14 protein-coding genes are annotated in these 17492 nt (G+C 73.5%); 7 read left to right on the top strand and 7 right to left on the bottom strand.

Features of this window, described 5'->3' with window-relative positions; genetic code table 11:
- Positions 1-59: 59 nt before the first annotated feature.
- The 3 genes from ACZ68P_RS11685 to ACZ68P_RS11675 form a co-directional block, all read right to left on the bottom strand.
- Complete coding sequence (locus tag ACZ68P_RS11685; protein ID WP_365714605.1) at positions 60-317, bottom strand: WhiB family transcriptional regulator; 258 nt, start codon at positions 315-317, stop codon at positions 60-62.
- A 221-nt stretch (positions 318-538) separates the two neighbouring features.
- Entirely contained in the window at positions 539-1375 is an 837-nt protein-coding gene (locus ACZ68P_RS11680; RefSeq protein ID WP_471005210.1) for a class II fructose-bisphosphate aldolase, read from the bottom strand.
- 76 nt (positions 1376-1451) lie between these two features.
- Positions 1452-2402 carry an SIS domain-containing protein gene (locus tag ACZ68P_RS11675; RefSeq protein ID WP_471005209.1) on the bottom strand — a complete coding sequence of 317 codons (951 nt, stop codon included), beginning with the start codon at positions 2400-2402 and terminating at the stop codon, positions 1452-1454.
- 360 nt (positions 2403-2762) lie between these two features.
- On the opposite strand from ACZ68P_RS11675, the gene ACZ68P_RS11670 reads away from it, so the two are divergent.
- Positions 2763-3563, top strand: a complete 801-nt coding sequence (locus ACZ68P_RS11670) for a DeoR/GlpR family DNA-binding transcription regulator (protein WP_471005208.1) — start codon at positions 2763-2765, stop codon at positions 3561-3563.
- 48 nt (positions 3564-3611) lie between these two features.
- On the opposite strand, the gene ligD is transcribed toward ACZ68P_RS11670, so the two are convergent.
- The gene (gene ligD / locus ACZ68P_RS11665; protein ID WP_471005207.1) at positions 3612-4634 is read right to left on the bottom strand and encodes a non-homologous end-joining DNA ligase; all 1023 of its coding nucleotides are present in this window, start codon (positions 4632-4634) and stop codon (positions 3612-3614) included.
- Between the two features lie 52 nt (positions 4635-4686).
- Here ligD and ACZ68P_RS11660 point away from each other — a divergent pair, with 52 nt between their 5' ends.
- Positions 4687-5748: an ATP-dependent DNA ligase gene (locus ACZ68P_RS11660; protein WP_471005206.1), complete on the top strand. Its 1062-nt coding sequence runs from the start codon at positions 4687-4689 to the stop codon at positions 5746-5748.
- Between the two features lie 73 nt (positions 5749-5821).
- Here ACZ68P_RS11660 and ACZ68P_RS11655 read toward each other — a convergent pair whose 3' ends face one another.
- Complete coding sequence (locus tag ACZ68P_RS11655) at positions 5822-8023, bottom strand: AMP-binding protein (protein WP_471005205.1); 2202 nt, start codon at positions 8021-8023, stop codon at positions 5822-5824.
- A gap of 522 nt (positions 8024-8545) precedes the next feature.
- Here ACZ68P_RS11655 and ACZ68P_RS11650 point away from each other — a divergent pair.
- Together ACZ68P_RS11650 and ACZ68P_RS11645 are read left to right on the top strand one after the other, a co-directional pair.
- On the top strand, positions 8546-8743 hold the full coding sequence (locus ACZ68P_RS11650) for a hypothetical protein (protein ID WP_471005597.1): 198 nt from the start codon (positions 8546-8548) through the stop codon (positions 8741-8743).
- Between the two features lie 268 nt (positions 8744-9011).
- The gene (locus ACZ68P_RS11645; protein ID WP_471005595.1) at positions 9012-11048 is read left to right on the top strand and encodes an MDR family MFS transporter; all 2037 of its coding nucleotides are present in this window, start codon (positions 9012-9014) and stop codon (positions 11046-11048) included.
- A 78-nt stretch (positions 11049-11126) separates the two neighbouring features.
- Here ACZ68P_RS11645 and ACZ68P_RS11640 read toward each other — a convergent pair whose 3' ends face one another.
- Positions 11127-11585 carry a YchJ family protein gene (locus ACZ68P_RS11640; protein WP_471005204.1) on the bottom strand — a complete coding sequence of 153 codons (459 nt, stop codon included), beginning with the start codon at positions 11583-11585 and terminating at the stop codon, positions 11127-11129.
- A gap of 141 nt (positions 11586-11726) precedes the next feature.
- Here ACZ68P_RS11640 and ACZ68P_RS11635 point away from each other — a divergent pair, with 141 nt between their 5' ends.
- A complete protein-coding gene (locus tag ACZ68P_RS11635) occupies positions 11727-13517 on the top strand; it encodes a hydroxysqualene dehydroxylase (protein WP_471005203.1) in 1791 nt (596 codons plus the stop codon).
- A 32-nt stretch (positions 13518-13549) separates the two neighbouring features.
- On the opposite strand, the gene ACZ68P_RS11630 is transcribed toward ACZ68P_RS11635, so the two are convergent.
- Positions 13550-13939: a VOC family protein gene (locus tag ACZ68P_RS11630; RefSeq protein WP_471005202.1), complete on the bottom strand. Its 390-nt coding sequence runs from the start codon at positions 13937-13939 to the stop codon at positions 13550-13552.
- Between the two features lie 17 nt (positions 13940-13956).
- On the opposite strand from ACZ68P_RS11630, the gene ACZ68P_RS11625 reads away from it, so the two are divergent.
- Entirely contained in the window at positions 13957-15300 is a 1344-nt protein-coding gene (locus tag ACZ68P_RS11625) for a 6-phospho-beta-glucosidase (RefSeq protein ID WP_471005201.1), read from the top strand.
- A gap of 58 nt (positions 15301-15358) precedes the next feature.
- On the top strand, positions 15359-17320 hold the full coding sequence (locus ACZ68P_RS11620) for a M64 family metallopeptidase (RefSeq protein ID WP_471005200.1): 1962 nt from the start codon (positions 15359-15361) through the stop codon (positions 17318-17320).
- Positions 17321-17492 lie beyond the last annotated feature (172 nt).

Genomic DNA, 17492 nt, shown 5'->3' with positions numbered 1-17492 from the left:
GTCTTGCGGCATCCGGATATCGCCCCGCCCACCGGCGGTGGGCGGCGGCCCGCCCCGCGTCAGGCCGGGCCGCGCTTCAGCCGGAAGCGCTCCTTCTCCGAGAGCCCGCCCCACACGCCGAACCGTTCGTCGTGCGCCAGGGCGTACTCCAGGCACGCCACCCGGCCCTCGCACGCCCCGCAGAGCTGCTTCGCCTCGCGCGTCGAGGAGCCGGGGGCCGGGAAGAAGAACTCGGGTCCGGCCTGGGCGCACAGGGCGTTCTCCTGCCAGGACATGTCGGGGGCCGGGGCGGTCAGTACGGTGGTGTCGGTCTGCATGGCCGACACGCTGCCCGGTGGCCGTAAACGGCCCATCAACGTTCGATCAATGCGGCGCGCCGGGCCGGGGTACCCGGGTGTGAACCGGCCGAAGCCGGAGCGGCGGACCCGGCCGGATCCGGAGGGGAGCGAACCAGCCGGACCCGGCCCGCTGCCGGACGTCGGACGTCGGGCAGGGACGCCCGTCTCCGGCGGCGGGCCGCCGCCGTCGGCGTGCGGGGTCAGGGGCCCGCCAGGACGGTAAGGAGCCGGGCGACCTCGGCCGCGACCGCGTCCCTCGCCGGGCCGAGGTACGTGCGGGGGTCGGCGACCGAGGGGGACGCCCGCAGGCGCTCGCGCGCGGTGCGGGTGAATATCCTGTTGAGGTGCGTGGAGATGTTGATCTTCGTCATCCCCGCCGCGACGGCCTTGGCGAGGCCGGCGTCGTCGACACCCGAGGAGCCGTGCAACACCAGAGGCACCTCCAGCGAGCCGCGCAGCCGGGCGACGAGGCCGAGGTCGAGGACGGCGTCCCGGGTGAGCATGGCGTGCGAGCTGCCGACGGCGACGGCCAGGGCATCGACGGCCGTGGCCGCGGCGAACGCACGCGCCTCGTCCGGATCGGTGCGGACGCCGGGTGCGTGCGCGCCGTCCTTGCCGCCGACCTCGCCCAGCTCGGCCTCGACCCACACGTCCGCCCGATGGCACCGCTCGGTGACGGCCCGTGTCGCGGCGACGTTGTCGTCGTAAGGGAGCCTGGACGCGTCGAACATGACGGAGGTGAAGCCGAGTTCGACGGCCTCGGCGACCAGCTCCGCCGACTCGGCGTGGTCGAGGTGGACGGCCACCGGCACGGCGGCCGACCGGGCCAGGGCGAGGGAGGCGAGCCCGATGGGGGTGAGCGAGCCGTGGTAGCGGGCGGTGTTCTCGCTGATCTGGAGGATGACGGGCAGCGCCGCCCGCTCCGCCCCGGCGACGATGGCCTCGGCGTGTTCGATCTGGATGACGTTGAACGCGCCGACTCCGCGGCGGGTGGCGTGTGCGGGCCGGACGATGTCGCCGGTGGACGTCAAGGGCATGCGGGTTCTCCCCAAAACGGTGGTGGTGCGCCGGCTTCCGCCGCCGGCGCCGGCCTCGCGGCCCGAGGGGCGCGGGTCACGCGGTTCCGGTGCCGAGGATCACGGAGCGGGTGAGGTTGCGGGGGCGGTCGGGGTCGTAGCCGCGCGCTTCGGCGAGGCGTACGGCCAGACGCTGGGCGACGATCAGGTCGGCGAGCGGGTCGAGGGCGTCGGCCGCCTCCCCGGAGTGGGAGACGAGGAGCCCGCCGACCCGCGCGATGTCGTCGGCGAGGCCGGCCGGTGCGGGGCCGAACAGCCAGGCGACACGTCCGGGGCCGGTGATGCTGATCGGGCCGTGGCGGTACTCCATGGCCGGGTACGCCTCGGTCCAGGCCCCGGCGGCCTCGCGCATCTTGAGGCCGGCTTCCAGGGCGAGGCCGTAGGTCCACCCCGTGCCGAGGAACGTGAACTGCTCGGCACCGGTCACCTCGTCGCCCAACGGCAGGTCGAGGGCGCGCCGCGCGTCCTCGACGGCCCGCGTGAGCGGCCGTACGCCGGCCGGCAGCGCCTGTTCGGCCTCCAGGTGCGCGCGGAGCAGGACCAGCGTGGTGGTCGCGAACCGGGTCTGCACGACCGACTCCTCGTCGGCGAAGTCGAGGACGGCGACGGCGTCGGCGGCCGTCATGACGGGCGTCGCCGGGTCCGCGGTGAGGGCGGAGGTCGCGACGGTGCCGCCGGCCTTCGCCAGCAGGTCCAGGACCTCGGTGGTGGTGCCGGACCGGGTGAGGGCCAGGATCCGGTCGTAGCGGCGGCCGGCCGGGAACTCGGAGGCCGCGAAGGCGTCGGTCTCCCCGTGTCCGCCGCTCTCGCGCAGCCGTGCGTAGGCGTGGGCGATGAACCAGGAGGTGCCGCAGCCGACGACGGCGACGCGCTCCCCGCGCCGGGGCAGGACGTCGGCGAACGAGGCGGCGGACCGGGCCGCTCGCCTCCAGGTCTCGGGCTGCGAAGCGATCTCGACGGAGGTGCGGGACGTTTCGTGAGCGGTCACGCGGGGTCCTTGCGCTCGGAGGGCCGGTGCGGGGCGGGAATACCTCAGCATGCTGCGCCAGAGACATCATGGGTGTCAATTGTTGCGCGAAAGTCGGCCCTATCAAGCATGTACGAGCATACAAGCGGGACGGAAGAGAGGGTTGGGGGGTGCGCGGGAAGCCCTGCGCGGTCGGCCGCGCACCGCCCGCCTCCGTCCCTCGACAGGCCGGCCCGACCGGGCCGGGGCAGCCGGTCGATGCGCCGAGCCCGGCGTTACGATCATCTCCGCGCAGGTCTCCCGAGGGGCGGGCCCACCGGCCGGAAGGCGGTCCCCCCCTCGCCGCGCGGCACTCGGGTACCAGGCGGAGGGGAAGCGCGCATGTCCAAGCAGGAGCGGTGGAGCAGGCTGCTGGAGTTGCTCGCGGTCGACGGGAAGCTGGAGGTCGAGGGCGCGGCCGCCACCCTTGCCGTGTCCCCCGCGACCATCCGGCGCGACCTCGACGAACTCGCCGAGCAGCGGCTGCTCGTGCGCACGCGGGGTGGGGCCCTCGCGCACGGCGTCTCGTACGAACTCCCCCTGCGGTACAAGTCCGCGCGCCAGGTCTCCGAGAAGCAGCGCATCGCGGGCGCCGTGGCGGATCTGCTCACTCCGGGGGACGTCGTGGGGCTCAACGGCGGCACCACCACCACGGAGGTGGCGCGGGCCCTGACCCTCCGGGCGGGCGGCGGAGCGGCGGAGCGCGGGGACGGCCCGTCCGGGCCGGTGTACACCGTCGTCACGAACGCGCTGAACATCGCGAGCGAGCTGGCGGTCCGTCCGCAGTTCAAGATCGTGGTGACCGGCGGCGTGGCACGACCCCAGACCTACGAACTGGTGGGCCCGCTGGCCCGGGGGGTGCTGGACCAGGTGGTGCTCGACGTCGCCGTCCTCGGCGTCGACGGGGTCGACCCGCGGCTCGGCGTGATGACGCACCACGAGGACGAGGCCGGCGTCAGCAGGCTCCTGGCCGAGCGCGCCCGCAAGGTGATCCTGGCGACGGACTCGTCCAAGATGGGCAAGCGCGCCTTCGCCAGAATCTGCGGCCTCGACACCATCGACGTGCTCGTCACCGACTCGGGGATCGCCCCCGACACGGCGGCGCGGCTCACCGACGCGGGCATCGAGGTCGTCAGCGTCTGAGGGCCGTCACCCCCTGATGCTCCGGGGGCGACCCTTCCGGGACGCGTCTCAGTCGGCGGCCTTCCTGGCCCGGCTCGGCTGCACCCGCTTCGGCTCGCCCGGCATCTTGGGGTACTCCGGCGGGTACGGAAGGTCGCCCAGGCCGTGGTCGGCCTCGTCGCGGCGGGCGAGGTCGAGGAGGGACTCCAGACCGAACCGGTGGTCGTCCATGTCGGCGTGGACGTCGCCGACGTCGGCGTAGCGGGCCGGCATCGACCGGATGTCGAAGTCCTCCGGTACCGCGTCGTCGACCTCGTCCCAGCGCAGCGGCGCGGAGACCGGGGCGTGCGGACGGGGCCGTACCGAGTAGGCGGAGGCGATGGTGCGGTCGCGGGCGGTCTGGTTGTAGTCGACGAAGATCTTCTCGCCGCGCTCCTCCTTCCACCACTTGGTCGTCACGCGCTCCGGCATCCGGCGCTCCAGCTCCCGGCCGCAGGCGATCGCGGCCCGGCGGACCTGGGTGAAGGTCCACCGGGGTTCGATCGGCACGAAGACGTGGAGGCCGCGGCCGCCGGAGGTCTTGGGCCAGCCGCGCAGCCCGGCCTCGTCGAGGACGGTGCGCAGCTCGTGGGCGGCGCGGACGGCGTCGGCGTAGTCCGTGCCGGGCTGCGGGTCGAGGTCGATGCGCAGCTCGTCGGGGTGCTCGGTGTCGTCGCGCCGGACCGGCCAGGGGTGGAAGGTGACGGCGCCGAGGTTGGCGGCCCAGATGACGGCGGCGGGTTCGGTCGGGCACATCTCGTCGGCGGAGCGGCCGCTGGGGAAGGTGATGTGCGCCGTCGGGATCCAGTCGGGCAGGTACTTCGGGGCCCGCTTCTGGAAGAACGACTCGCCCGTCACCCCGTCGGGGTAGCGCTCGAGGGTCGTGGGACGGTTCCGCAGGGCGCGGGTGATGCCCTCGCCGACGGCCAGGTAGTAGGTGACCATGTCGAGCTTGGTGTAGCCGGGCTCGGGGAAGTACACCTTGTCCGGATTGGACACGCGTACCGTCCGCTCGCCGACTTCCAGTTCCACCGCTGCCGCCTTGCCTGCCATGCGTGTCAGCGTAGAGCTCGCCGACAATACCCGCATACCGGACAATCGACCCATGGATCTGCCGGTGATGCCGCCCGTGAAACCGATGCTGGCCAAATCGGTGAAGAAGATTCCGCCGGGGATGCAGTACGAGGCCAAGTGGGACGGCTTCCGTGCCATCGTGCACCGCGACGGCCCCGAGCTGGTCATCGGCAGCCGTACGGGCAAGCCGCTGACTCGCTACTTCCCCGAGCTGGCCGCGGCGCTGACGGCCCGGCTGCCCCGGCGGTGCGTGGTCGACGGCGAGATCGTCATCGAGCACGACGGGCGGCTCGACTTCGACCGGCTCAGCGAGCGGATCCACCCCGCGGACTCGCGCGTGCGGATGCTGGCCGAGAAGACCCCTTCGCGTTTCATCGCCTTCGACCTGCTCGCCCTCGGGGACGCATCCCTGCTCGACACGCCGCTGACGGAGCGGCGGGCCGCCTTGGAGGAGGTCCTGCGCGGGGTGGACGCGCCGGTCCACCTCGCGCCGGCGACGACCGATCCGGAGGTGGCGGCGCGCTGGTTCGAGCAGTACGAGGGCGCGGGCCTGGACGGGGTGATCGCCAAGCCGCTCGATCTGCCGTACCGGCCGGACGCCCGCCTGATGTACAAGATCAAGCACGAGCGGACCGCCGACGTCGTGGTGGCGGGCTACCGCTTCCACAAGAGCGGCCCGGTCGTCGGCTCGCTGCTGCTCGGTCTGTACGACGACCTGGGCGCCCTCCAGCACGTGGGTGTCTGCGCGGCCTTCACCGCCACGCGCCGGGCGGAGCTGGTCGAGGAGCTGGAACCGCTGCGGATGGAGCCGCCCGACGGCCACCCGTGGGCGATGTGGACCGAGGAGTCCGCCCACGAGGGGGCCCGGCTGCCGGGAGCGCCCAGCCGCTGGTCGGGCAAGAAGGACCTGTCCTGGGTGGCGCTGCGTCCCGAGCGGGTCTGCGAGGTCGGCTACGACCACATGGAGGGCGACCGGTTCCGGCACACGGCGCAGTTCAAGCGGTGGCGCCCTGATCGGACACCGGAGTCCTGCGGGTACGCGCAGCTGGAGGAGCCGGTCTCGTACGACCTCTCCCAGGTCCTTTCGGGGTGACGGCAGGACGTGGCTCCCGGGGTTTCCCGCCGCGCTCGGGCCCGGGCGCGGTGCGGCGGTGTCCTCCGACCGGTCAGCGGTAGAGCGCCTCGATCTCGGACGCGTACGCCGCCGCCACCGCGTGCCGCCTGACCTTCAGGGACGGGGTGAGCATGCCGTTCTCCTCGGTGAACTCGCCCGGCAGCAGGCGGAACCTGCGGATCGACTCCGCCGTGGAGACGGCCTGGTTGGCGTAGTCGACGGCCTTCCCCACGTCGGCGATCAGCTCGGGGTCCTCGCACAACGCCGTGAGAGGGGTGTCCGCGGGGCGTCCGCGAACGGCGAGCCAGTGCCGTACCGCCTCGGGTTCGAGGGTGACGAGCGCGGCGACGTACCGGCGGTTGTCGCCGACGACCACGCACTGGCCGACGGGCGGCCGGCTGCGCAGCCGGTCCTCCAGGACGGACGGCGAGACGTTCTTGCCGCCGGAGGTGACGATGACGTCCTTCTTGCGGCCGGTGATGACGAGGAACCCGTCGTCGTCCAGCGCCCCGAGGTCGCCCGTGGCGAACCAGCCGTCGCGCAGCACCTCGTCGGTGGCGGCGGGGTCGTCGCGGTAGGCGGTGAAGACGATGGGGCCCTTGACGAGGACCTCGCCGTCGTCGGCGATCCGCACGGCCGTCCCCGGTACGGGCCGGCCGACGGTGCCGGGCCGGGGCCGCAGGGGCGGGGTGACCGTGGCGGCGGCGGTGGTCTCGGTGAGGCCGTAGCCCTCGTAGACGAGGACACCCGCGGCGTAGAAGAAGAGGCTGAGACGCCGGTCGAGCGGTGAGCCGCCGCTGATGGCGTACCGCAGCCGTCCGCCCAGCTCCTTGCGGATACGGCGGTAGACGAGCAGGTCGTACAGGGCGTGGGCGGCGGTGAGGCCGGGGCCGGGGCGGGGCCCCTGGCCGAGCACATGGCCGAGCGCCGCCTCGCCGAAGCGGACGGCGACGGAGTCCGCGCGGGCGAAGGAGGAGCCGCGGCCGAGCTTCTCGGCGGTGGCCCGGCCGGTGTCGTGGATCTTCTCGAAGAGATACGGCACGCCGACGACGAACGTGGGCCGGAAGCGGCGCAGTTCCGGCCGGAGTGCCGCGGGGTCGATGACGGGGAAATGCCCGAGTTCGATGCCCGCCATGAGGCAGGCGATCTGGATGGTCCGCCCGAGGATGTGGGCGAGCGGCAGGAAGAGGAGTGTCGAGGCCTTCCGACCGGTCACCTCCTCGAAGACCGGATGGAGCAGTTCGACGGTGGCGGTCGCCTCGGCGTGGAGGTTGCCGTGGGTGAGCACGCAGCCCTTGGGGCGGCCGGTGGTCCCGGAGGTGTAGCAGAGGGTGGCGACGGTGCCGGGGGTGAGGGCGGAGCGGCGCCGGGTCACCTCCTCGTCCGGTATCCCGCGACCGAGGGCGGCGAGTTCGGCCAGGCCGCCGGAGCCGGTCTCCCAGACCCGGGGCGACGCGGCCGGGGAGCCGGAGGTCCGGGGCTCGTGAGGCGGTTCGGATTTCTGGGACGCCTCGTGCGCCTGAGGCGGTCCCGCCGGAGAGTGGGGCGGCTCGCCCGGGGAGCCGGGCGGCTCCGTCGGGGAGCGGGGCGGCTCGGCCGGGGAGCGGGGCGGCTCGGCCGGGGAGCCGGGCGGCTCCGTCGGGGAGCGGGGCGGCTCGGCCGGGAGCCCGGTCGGCTCCGTCAAAGAGCCGGTCGGCTCGGCCGGGAGCCCGGTCGGCTCCGTCAAAGAGCCGGTCGGCTCGGCCGGGGACGAAGTGGCTTCGTGCACCGCCGCGGTGTGCTCGGCGCTCTCGGTGACGACATGGCGGGCGCCGGAGTCCTGGAGGATCCAGGCGATCTGCGCCGGCGAGGAGGTGGGGTAGACCGGGACGGTCTGCCCGCCGGCCGCCCAGACCGCGAAGTCGATGACGGCCCATTCGTAGCTGGTACGCGCCATGAGAGCGACCCGCCCACCCGGTTCGAGGCCGGCGGCGACGAGCCCCTTGGCCGCGGCCATGACGTCGGCGGCGAACTCCGCGGCCGTCACCGGCCGCCACCGCCCCTCCCGGCGACGGCGCATGACCACGGCGTCGGCGTCGGCCTCGGCCCGGCGGAAGGGGATGTCCGCCGGGGTTCCGGCCGGGGGCGGCGTGGCCGGGAGGGCCGTACGCGCCTCGCGGACGACCCCGCGCGCGTCACGGATCACCTCCACCGGGAACCGGTCGACGAGTTCGCCGCGCCTCCTGGCCCGCTTCAGATCCTTGCGTACGCCCATCGGGGTCTCCTGTTCGCGGTGCGCGGCGGGGAGGTGTCCGGGTCCCTGAACTGACTCCGCAGTCAACTTACTCGCTGGTACGACGAATTCAACCGTCCGGGCACGAGCGCCCGGGACTCCTGTCGACCCGTCAAGCGGGGGGGCATGGAGGTGAGATGCTTCACATCCCTCCTTGATCGAATCGCGCCCGAACGCGGAATCCCGGCCCCCTGTTCGGTGCACATCCGAGCGACCGGAAGCGCCGGTCCGGCCCGAAGATCGCCCCACGCGTCACGCACCTGCGAGAACGCCCCGCGCCGCTCCTCCGCACGTCCGGCGTGCGCGCCGAGCCCCGGCCCGCACGCCCCGCCGAACGGCCCGAGGTCCGTTGCCCCGCGGAGACATCCCCGTCGACGAACCCGCATCCTCATCCGGTAGGTATGAGGAGATACCCCGCCTCGACACCGGACCCACAAGGACTGACCCGTGATCACCTCGCCCTCGCGCCTCGTTCCCGTCCCGATTCCCGACCGTGTGGCCGCGATGATCGGTTCCTGCCTGCCGCTCCACGTCCTCCAGGCGGAGGTCGACGCCGACAGCGCGGCGCGTGAGGTGTACCGGTTCCGGGGCCCGCTGTGCGCGGAGGACCGGGCGGACCGCGAGCACGCCCTGGCGACGCTGGCCCGCGCCAACAAGATCCTCGCCAAGCACCACCCGTTGCTCCCCGTGCGCCCGGCCTGACGACGGCGCGCCGACCGGTCGCGGCCAGGGCGCGCCGCACGGGCGCCGGCCCGGGCCGGGTCCCCGTGTCGAGGCGCGCGGCCGCGCCGACCGCATCGGGCCGCTCGGGGTGACCGCGTCCGGCCGCACGGCCGGCCCGGCCGGCGGGTGAGCGCGACCGCACCGGTTCGGCCGTCCCCCGCATGCGTGCCCCCGCGCCCGGTGTGAGGCTGCCAGGGTGACCACCCTCAGCGAAGCCGCGCCCGCGCCCCCGGCCGCCGAGCCCCCCATGCTCGACGGCCGCCGCCGCAACATCGTCTTCGGCACGATCATGCTCGGCGTGCTCCTGGCGGCCCTGGACCAGACGATCGTCGGCACCGCCCTGCCCACCATCGTCTCGGACCTGGGCGGCGCCGCCCACATGTCCTGGGTGGTCACCGCCTATCTGCTGGCCGAGACGGTGGCCACCGTCCTGGTCGGCAAGTTCGGCGACCTCTTCGGCCGCAAGGTGATCTTCCAGATCTCCGCGATCATCTTCATCACCGGTTCGTTCCTCTGCGGCCTGGCCACCAACATGACGCTGCTGATCGTCTGGCGCGGCCTGCAGGGGATCGGCGCCGGCGGTCTGATGGTCACGTCGATGGCCCTGATCGCCGACGTGATCCCGCTGCGCGAACGCGGCAAGTACCAGGGCGCCATCGGCGCGGTCTTCGGCGTGTCCACCGTCATCGGCCCCCTGCTCGGCGGCCTCTTCACCGACCATCTGACCTGGCGCTGGGCGTTCTACGTCAACGTGCCGATCGCGGTCCTGGTCGTCATCGCCGCCGCCCGCACCATTCCCTCCGTACGCTCCGCGAGCCGGCCGGTCATCGACTACGCCGGCATCGCGCTGGTCGCCGCCGGTTCCAGCGCCCTGATCCTGGCGACGAGCTGGGGCGGCAACGAGTACGCCTGGGGCTCCGCCGTCATCATCGGGCTCTTCGCCGGCGGTCTGATCGCGCTCGCGCTGTTCTGCTGGGTGGAGACCCGGGCCGCCGAACCGATGCTGCCCATGCGGCTCTTCGCCAACCCGGTCTTCACCGTCTGTTCCGTGCTGAGCTTCGTCGTCGGCTTCGCCATGCTCGGCGCCATGACCTTCCTGCCGACGTATCTCCAGTACGTCGACGGGGACTCGGCCACCGTCTCCGGCATCCGCACGCTCCCCATGGTCGTCGGCCTGCTCATCGCCTCGATCTTCAGCGGGAACGTGGTGAGCAAGACAGGTCACTACCGGATCTTCCCCGTCGCCGGCTGCGCGGTGATGGGGCTCGGCCTGTATCTGCTCTCCCTGATGGACACCGGCACCGGCGCCTGGCTGGAGTCGCTGTACATGTTCGTGCTGGGCGTCGGCATCGGCCTGTGCATGCAGGTGCTGACGATCGCCGTGCAGAACACCGTGGAGTACGCCGACCTCGGCACCGCCACCTCGGGCGTCACCTTCTTCCGTACGCTCGGCAGCGCCTTCGGCACGGCCGTGTTCGGGACGATCTACGCCAACGCGCTGCGGCCCAACCTCGCGGAGGGGATCGGCTCCGCGGCCGCGGTCTCGGGCACCCAGGACCCGTCGGTCATCGCCCGGGCCGCCGAGAGCCCGTCCGGGCTGCACGGGCTGCCGGACGAGGTGGCGGCGCCGATCGTGCAGGCGTACGCGGACACCCTGCACACCGTCTTCCTCTGGACGGTCCCGGTCGCCGGCGTCGGCTTCGTCGTGGCGCTGTTCCTGAAGCAGGTGACGCTGCGGGACACGGCCCGCGCGTCGGCGCCCGACATGGGCGAGGGCTTCGCCTCCCCCACCACCTCGGGCGACTCGGCGAAGCTGCTCGAACTCTCCGTCGGCAGGATCATGCGCAGGACCGACGTGGACACCGCCCGGCGGGTCGTCGTCGGTTCCGACACCCGGCTCGACCCGGCGGGCGCCTGGGCGGTGATGCAGGTCGAGCTCTTCACCCGGCTGGTCGGGCACGCGAGCCTCGGCCTGATCGCGACGGGGCGCCGGGTCCCTCCGGAGGTACTGCTCCCGGTCTTCGACCGGATGGTGGACGAGGGGTTCCTCACCCGGCACGGCACTCTGCTCTCGCACACCCCGGCGGGCAAGCGCGAGGCGGACGTGATCACGCACGCCTGGTCGGACTGGCTGAGCGCGCGGATCGAGCAGGAGCAGGGCCGCCCGAGCGGGCCGGAGCTGCGGGCCGCGACGGACGCGATCGCGAAGAAGCTGATCGCGGAGGACCTGGCGAACGGCTTCCCGAGGGGCGAGCGCGCGCCGGTGGGCGTCACCTCTGGCTGAGGCGGCGGGGCCCGGCACGCGCCCGCCCCGGGTCGGCCGGGCCGCGCCGGTCGGGCGGGCCCGCGCCGGGGTGCGGCCTCAGTCCGCGTCGACGAAGTCCCCGTCGACGTACACCCATCCGCCCTCGTGGCGCGTGAACCGGCTGTGCTCGTGGAGGGAACCCGGCGTGCCGCCCTGGGTGTAGCGGGCGAGGAAGGTCACCGTTCCCCGCTGGTGGAACGCCGTGCCGTCGGTCGTCTCCCGGATCTCGAGTCCCGTCCAGCGCAGTGTCGGGTCGAAGTCCACCTCGGCGGGGCGTGTCCGCGGCGCCCAGGTGCGCAGCAGGTACGCCTCGTCGCGGACGACGAAGGCGCTGTAGCGGGAGCGCATGAGGAGTTCGGCGGTGGGAGCCGCCGCGGCACCGGAGTGGAAGCGGCCGCAGCATCCTCCGTACGGCGCGGCGAGACCGCAGGGGCAGGGCGAGTCCGCGGTCACGGACGGTGCGGCGGTCATGGACGGGGCGGCGGGCTTCTTGGGGCGGGTGGCGCGTCGGGACATGGGCCCATTGTCGCCCGGGGTGGGAGGGGCGGGATCGCGCCATGTGTACGGGCGGGCTCGCACGACGCTTCCGGGGGCAGGTGGGCGCCCGTATGCTCCTGCGCCGGACGTGAGGGTTACCACCGGTAAAGGGGTTGGGGCATGGAGCGTGCGTCGAGTTCACGTCGGACCTTCGTGGCGGGCGCCGCCGCCGTCACCGGCGGGGTCGCACTCGGCGCCGTACCCGCGGCCCGGGCGCGGGCGCGGACGCCGGCGGCCGTGGCGGGGACGCCGGTGTCCGTCGCCGTCCTCGGCGGCGGGGTCGCGGGACTGACCGCCGCGCACGAACTGGCCGAGCGCGGCTTCGACGTCACCGTCTACGAGCGCCGGGCGCTCGGGGGCAAGGCCCGCTCCATGGACGTCCCCGGCAGCGCGCGCGGCGGCCGGCGGCCGCTCCCCGCCGAACACGGCTTCCGGTTCATCCCGGGCATCTACCACAACCTGCCGGACACGATGCGGCGCATCCCCTTCCCCGGGAACCCCAACGGCGTCTGGGACAACCTCGTCGCGCCCGCGGAGATGGCCTTCGCCCGCACCGGCCGCGAGGACCTGCGCATCCCCCTGCCGTGGCCGGGCCACCGCCCGGCCGAGCTGACCCTCGACGAGATCCGCAGGGCGCTGACCGGCCTCATGGAGACGGCGCGTTCGATCCCGCTCCACGAGGCCGCGTACTTCGTGAACCGTTTCCTCGTCTTCCTCACCAGCTGCGACGAGCGCCGCGACGACACCTGGGAGCGGACCCCCTGGTGGGACTTCCTGCGGGCCGAGCGGATGAGCTACGACTACCAGCGCATCCTGGCCGTCGGCCTCACCCGCAACATCGTCGCGACCAAGGCCGAGGAGGCCAGCACCCGCACGGTCGCCACCCTGCTGGAGGCCTTCGCCTTCAACGCCCTGGGGCGGGGCGCCGACGGGCCGCTCGACCGGATCCTCGACCTGCCCACGAACGAGGCGTGGATCGACCCGTGGGTCGCCCATCTGACGTCGCTGGGCGTGGAGTTCCGCGTCGGATGGACCGTTCGGGAGATGGCCTACGACTCCGGGGCGGGGCGGATCTCCGCCGCGGTCGTCGAGGATCCGCAGGGCGTCCGCCGCTCGGTGACCGCCGACCACTACGTCTCCGCGATGCCGGTGGAACACGCCCGGCGGACCTGGGGCGCCGCGCTGCGGGCCGCGGATCCGCAGCTGGCGCGGTGCGACCGTCTGGAGACGGACTGGATGACGGGCATCCAGTTCTATCTGACCGAACGCGCCCCGCTGCTCGCCGGGCACGCCAACCTCATCGACTCGCCCTGGTCCCTGACCTCGATCCAGCAGGCGGGCCACTGGCCGTCCCGGGACTTCCCTGCGGACTACGGCGACGGCGCGGTCGTGGACTGCCTCTCGGTGGACATCTCGGAGTGGGACCGGCCCGGCATCCTCTACGGCAGGACCGCCAAGCAGTGCACCCCCGCCGAGGTCGCCCGGGAGGTGTGGGCCCAGCTGAAGGCCGCGTTCAACGACACCGGCCGTACGGTGCTGAAGGACAGCGCCCTGCACTCCTGGTTCCTCGACCCCGGCGTCGACGGCCTCGGCACCCCGAACCCGACCAACGACGACCAGCTCCTCATCCACCCGGTCGGCACTTTCCACAACCGCCCGCAGGCCGCCACGCGGATCCCGAACTTCTACCTGGCCGGCGACTACGTGGCCGTCGACATCGACCTGGCCACGATGGAGGGCGCCAACGCCTCCGCCCGCCAGGCCGTCAACGCCCTGCTCGACCGGACGCGCTCGTCCGCCACCCGGTGCACGGTCACGCCGCTCTTCCGCGCCCCCGAGCTGGAGGGCCTCAAGCGGCACGACCGGCTGCGCTACACGCTGGGCCTGCGCAACGCGCTCGACGTGGGCTGAGGGCCCGCGGCCGCCCCGGGGCGGCCGCCCCCTCAGGGCCGGTGGCGCAGCGGATGCCCCTCGGGCACCTCGACCACCGCGATCCGGACGCCGTCGGGGTCCGCGAGCCACATCTCGACCAGCCCCCAGGGCTCCGTCACCGGCTCCCTGATCACCTCGACGTCCTTGCCCCGCAGCTCCTCCCGCACCGCCCGCACGTCGGCCACCTGCATCCAGAGCCGCAGCTCGGGCGGTGCGGCCGGTGCGGCGGCGGCCCGCCCCGACACCTCCAGGAAACCGCCGCCGAGGAAGTAGACCGTCCCCCGCTCCGGTCCTGTGCCGAACTCGCGGTACACCGCGAGACCGAGCGTCTCGCCGTAGAAGCGGCGGGACCGCTCGGGATCGGCCGGGCGGAGGAGAATCCTGCTGCTCAGTACATGCATCCGAGTAGCGTACGACCATGAAACTGACGATTCTCGGAGGCGGCGGATTCCGGGTGCCGCTCGTGTACGGCGCCCTCCTCGGGGACCACGCGGAGGGCAGGGTCGGCCATGTGACGCTGTACGACCTCGACGCCGGGCGGCTCTCGGCCGTGGCCCGGGTCCTCGCCGAGCAGGGGGCCGGGATCCCGGACGCGCCTGAGGTGTCGGCGACGACGGATCTGGACGAGGCCCTGCGCGGGGCCGACTTCGTCTTCTCCGCGATCCGGGTCGGGGGCCTCGAAGGGCGGGCGGCCGACGAGCGGATCGCGCTCGCCGAGGGGGTGCTCGGCCAGGAGACGGTCGGGGCGGGCGGGATCGCGTACGGGCTGCGGACGGTGCCGGTCGTGACGCACATCGCCCTGCGGATCGCCGAACTGGCCCCGGACGCCTGGGTCATCAACTTCACCAACCCGGCCGGTCTGGTCACCGAGGCCATGTCCCGGATCCTGGGAGACCGGGTCATCGGCATCTGCGACTCCCCCGTGGGCCTCGGCCGCCGGGTCGCCCGCATCCTCGGCGCCGCCCCCGACGAGGCGTGGATCGACTACGTCGGCCTGAACCACCTCGGCTGGCTGCGCGGCCTGCGCGTCGGCGGCCGCGACCTCCTGCCCCGGCTGCTCGCGGACGACCAGGCCCTCGGCTCCTTCGAGGAGGGCAGGCTGTTCGGCCCGGAGTGGCTGCGCACGCTGGGCGCAATCCCCAACGAATACCTCCACTACTACTACTTCAACCGCGAGGCGGTGCGCGCCTACCGGGAGGCGGAGCGCACCCGCGGCGCGTACCTCCGGGAGCAGCAGGCCGGCTTCTACAAGGAGATGGGCAAGCCGGACACGCCCGCGCTGGCCACCTGGCGGCGTGTCCTCGCCGACCGGGAGGCGACCTACATGGCGGCCAACCGGGAAGCGGCGGGCGTCGGCGAGCGCGACGAGGACGACCTGGAGTCCGGAGGCTACGAGAAGGTGGCGCTTGCCCTGATGCGGGCGATCGCGCGCAACGAACGCGCCACGCTGATCCTCAACGTCCGCAACCGCACGACCCTTTCGGTGCTCGACGCGGACGCGGTCCTCGAGGTCCCCTGCGTCGTGGACGCGGCCGGCGCGCACCCGGTCTCCGTGGCCCCGCTGCCGTATCACGCGGTGGGCCTGGTGACGGCGGTGAAGGCGGTCGAACGCGAGGTGCTCGCCGCCGCCGAGAGCGGGTCGCGGGGCACCGCGGTCAAGGCGTTCGCCCTGCATCCGCTGGTCGACTCGGTGTCGGTGGCACGCCGCCTGGTCGACGGCTACACCGCGGAGCACGCCGGACTGTCCTACCTCCGAAGCTGAGCCGTACGGCCGACGGACATCTTTACGACCCTGGGGGCACGGCATACGCTCGCGCCCCATGACCTTTCCTGGCACACGCCTGCGCAGGGCGACGGCCGGCCTCGGCGCGGCCGGTCTGCTGACCACCGCTCTGGTGGCGGCCGGACCGGCCGTCGCCGGACCGGCCACCGTCGCGGGCTCCGGCTTCTCGCCTTCCCCCGCCCCCGGACCGGGCTCGGCCTCGGGCTCCGTCACGGAGGGAGCGACCGTCGTCCCCGTCCAGACCACCGGCCCCGCCGACAAGCGGTTCAACCTCGTGGTCATGGGCGACGGTTACACAGCGGACCAGAGGGGCGAGTTCCGGTCGGACGTCGACAAGCACCTGAGCGTCCTGTGGAGCATCGAGCCCTTCGCCTCGTACCGCTCCTACGTCAACGTGTGGGCGGTGGAGGTCCCCTCACCCGAGTCGGGCGTGGACTGCGACCCGGGCCTCGACGCGCCGGCGCGCGACACCCCGCTGAACATGGGCTTCTGGGGCGGCTGCGATCCGGGCAGCGTCCAGCGGCTGCTCACGGTCGACAGCGGCCGCGCCGCCGCGCTCGCGGATCTCGTCCCGGGCACCAGCGGCGCCAACCGGCAGATCGTGGCGCTCGCCAACAGCGACACCTACGGGGGCGCGGGCGGCAGCTACGCCACCGCGTCCGGCGGCAACGCGCTCTCCTCCCTCATCACCCCGCACGAGATCGGCCATTCGCTGGGCAAGCTGCAGGACGAGTACGACTACTACGCCCGGGGCGTCCCCGGCGGCGCGTACTCCGGCCCGGAGCCCGCGTCGGCCCATCACACGCTGCTGACCGAGCGGGAGATGCGCGAGCGGCGCGCGAAGTGGTGGCGGTGGCTGGGCGAGGAGAGCGAGTCGGGCGGGACCATCGGCCGCCACGAAGGCGGGCTGTACAGCACCCAGGGGGTCTGGCGTCCGAGCCGGCACTCCCTGATGAAGACCCTCGGCTACGCCTTCGACCAGGTGGAGCGGGAGGTGATGGTCCAGGCGATCTCGGCGAAGGTGAACCTGATCCAGGACCACACGCCGAACACCAAGCCGATCGGGGCCGACCGCACGGTGTGGGTGGACCCCCTGCACCCGGTCGGGGGCCGGCTCGACGTGGTGTGGCGGCTGGACGGCCGGCCGTTGCGCACCGGGGGCGCGCGCACGGTGGATCTGCGCCCGCTCGGCCTCTCCCCCGGCACCCACGCGCTCACGGCCACGGTGACCGATCCGACCCCGTTCGTCCGGGACCCCGCGGTCCGGGCGTCGGCCGCCCTCACCCGTACCGTCGGCTGGACCGTGGACACCGCGCTGACCACCCCCCGGGACGACGCCAGGGCCGCCTTCGCCGGCCACACCCCGACGGAGTCGCCGGTCGGCGCGCGGTCGGTGGTGTACGCCGACACCACCCATCCCACGCACCGCACGCCCTCCGTGCGGTGGGCCCTGGACGGGCGGACGGTCGCCGTTCGGGGCAACGACCGTGATCTGGACCTGTCTTCGCTGCGGCTCGCTCCCGGGACGCACACGCTGACGGCCCGCATCCCGGGGACGACGGCGGAGTTGAGGTGGACGGTGGACGCCCGTCCGGCCTCGGTGTCGTACGAACTGTCGCCGCCGCTGCGGACGGTGGAGCGCCCCGGACGCCCCGTCGAGTACGTCTACGACGGGGAGTTCACGATGAGGCTGTCGGCCCGGGACGACCGGGAGGGCTCCGTGGTGAGCCAGTTCCGCGTGGACGGCGACGGCTGGTACACGTACTACGGCTGGCCGACGGACGCCGACGGGCCCTTCCGTTTCTCCCCGAGCGGCACGGTCGTCGACGACCTCGTCCACGGCAAGCTCGGCCGGAGCCGCGCCGTCCCCTGGGACGACGCGACGCCGGACTACGGCACGCACCGCGTGGAGTACCGCACGATCGACGCGGCAGGGAACATCGGCCCGGCGAAGAGCTTCCTGGTCACACTGGTGAAGCCGGGGAGCCGGGCCTCGTGACCCGCGGCACGACCCACGCACCGGCCGAGGGGGCCTGACCGACGAGAGGGCACTGACCGACGACGAAGCCCGCGGGCCGTGGGGCCCGCGGGCTTCGTCGGACCGGCGGTAGGCCTCTGGCAACCGTACGGACCGGTCGTACGGCCGGAGCCGGACGTCGGCACCTGCGGTC

The sequence above is a fragment of the Streptomyces sp. NPDC036822 genome, assembly GCF_055609145.1.
The sequence above is the reverse complement of the archived record's forward strand: the minus strand, read 5'-3'. Positions and strand labels throughout refer to the sequence as shown.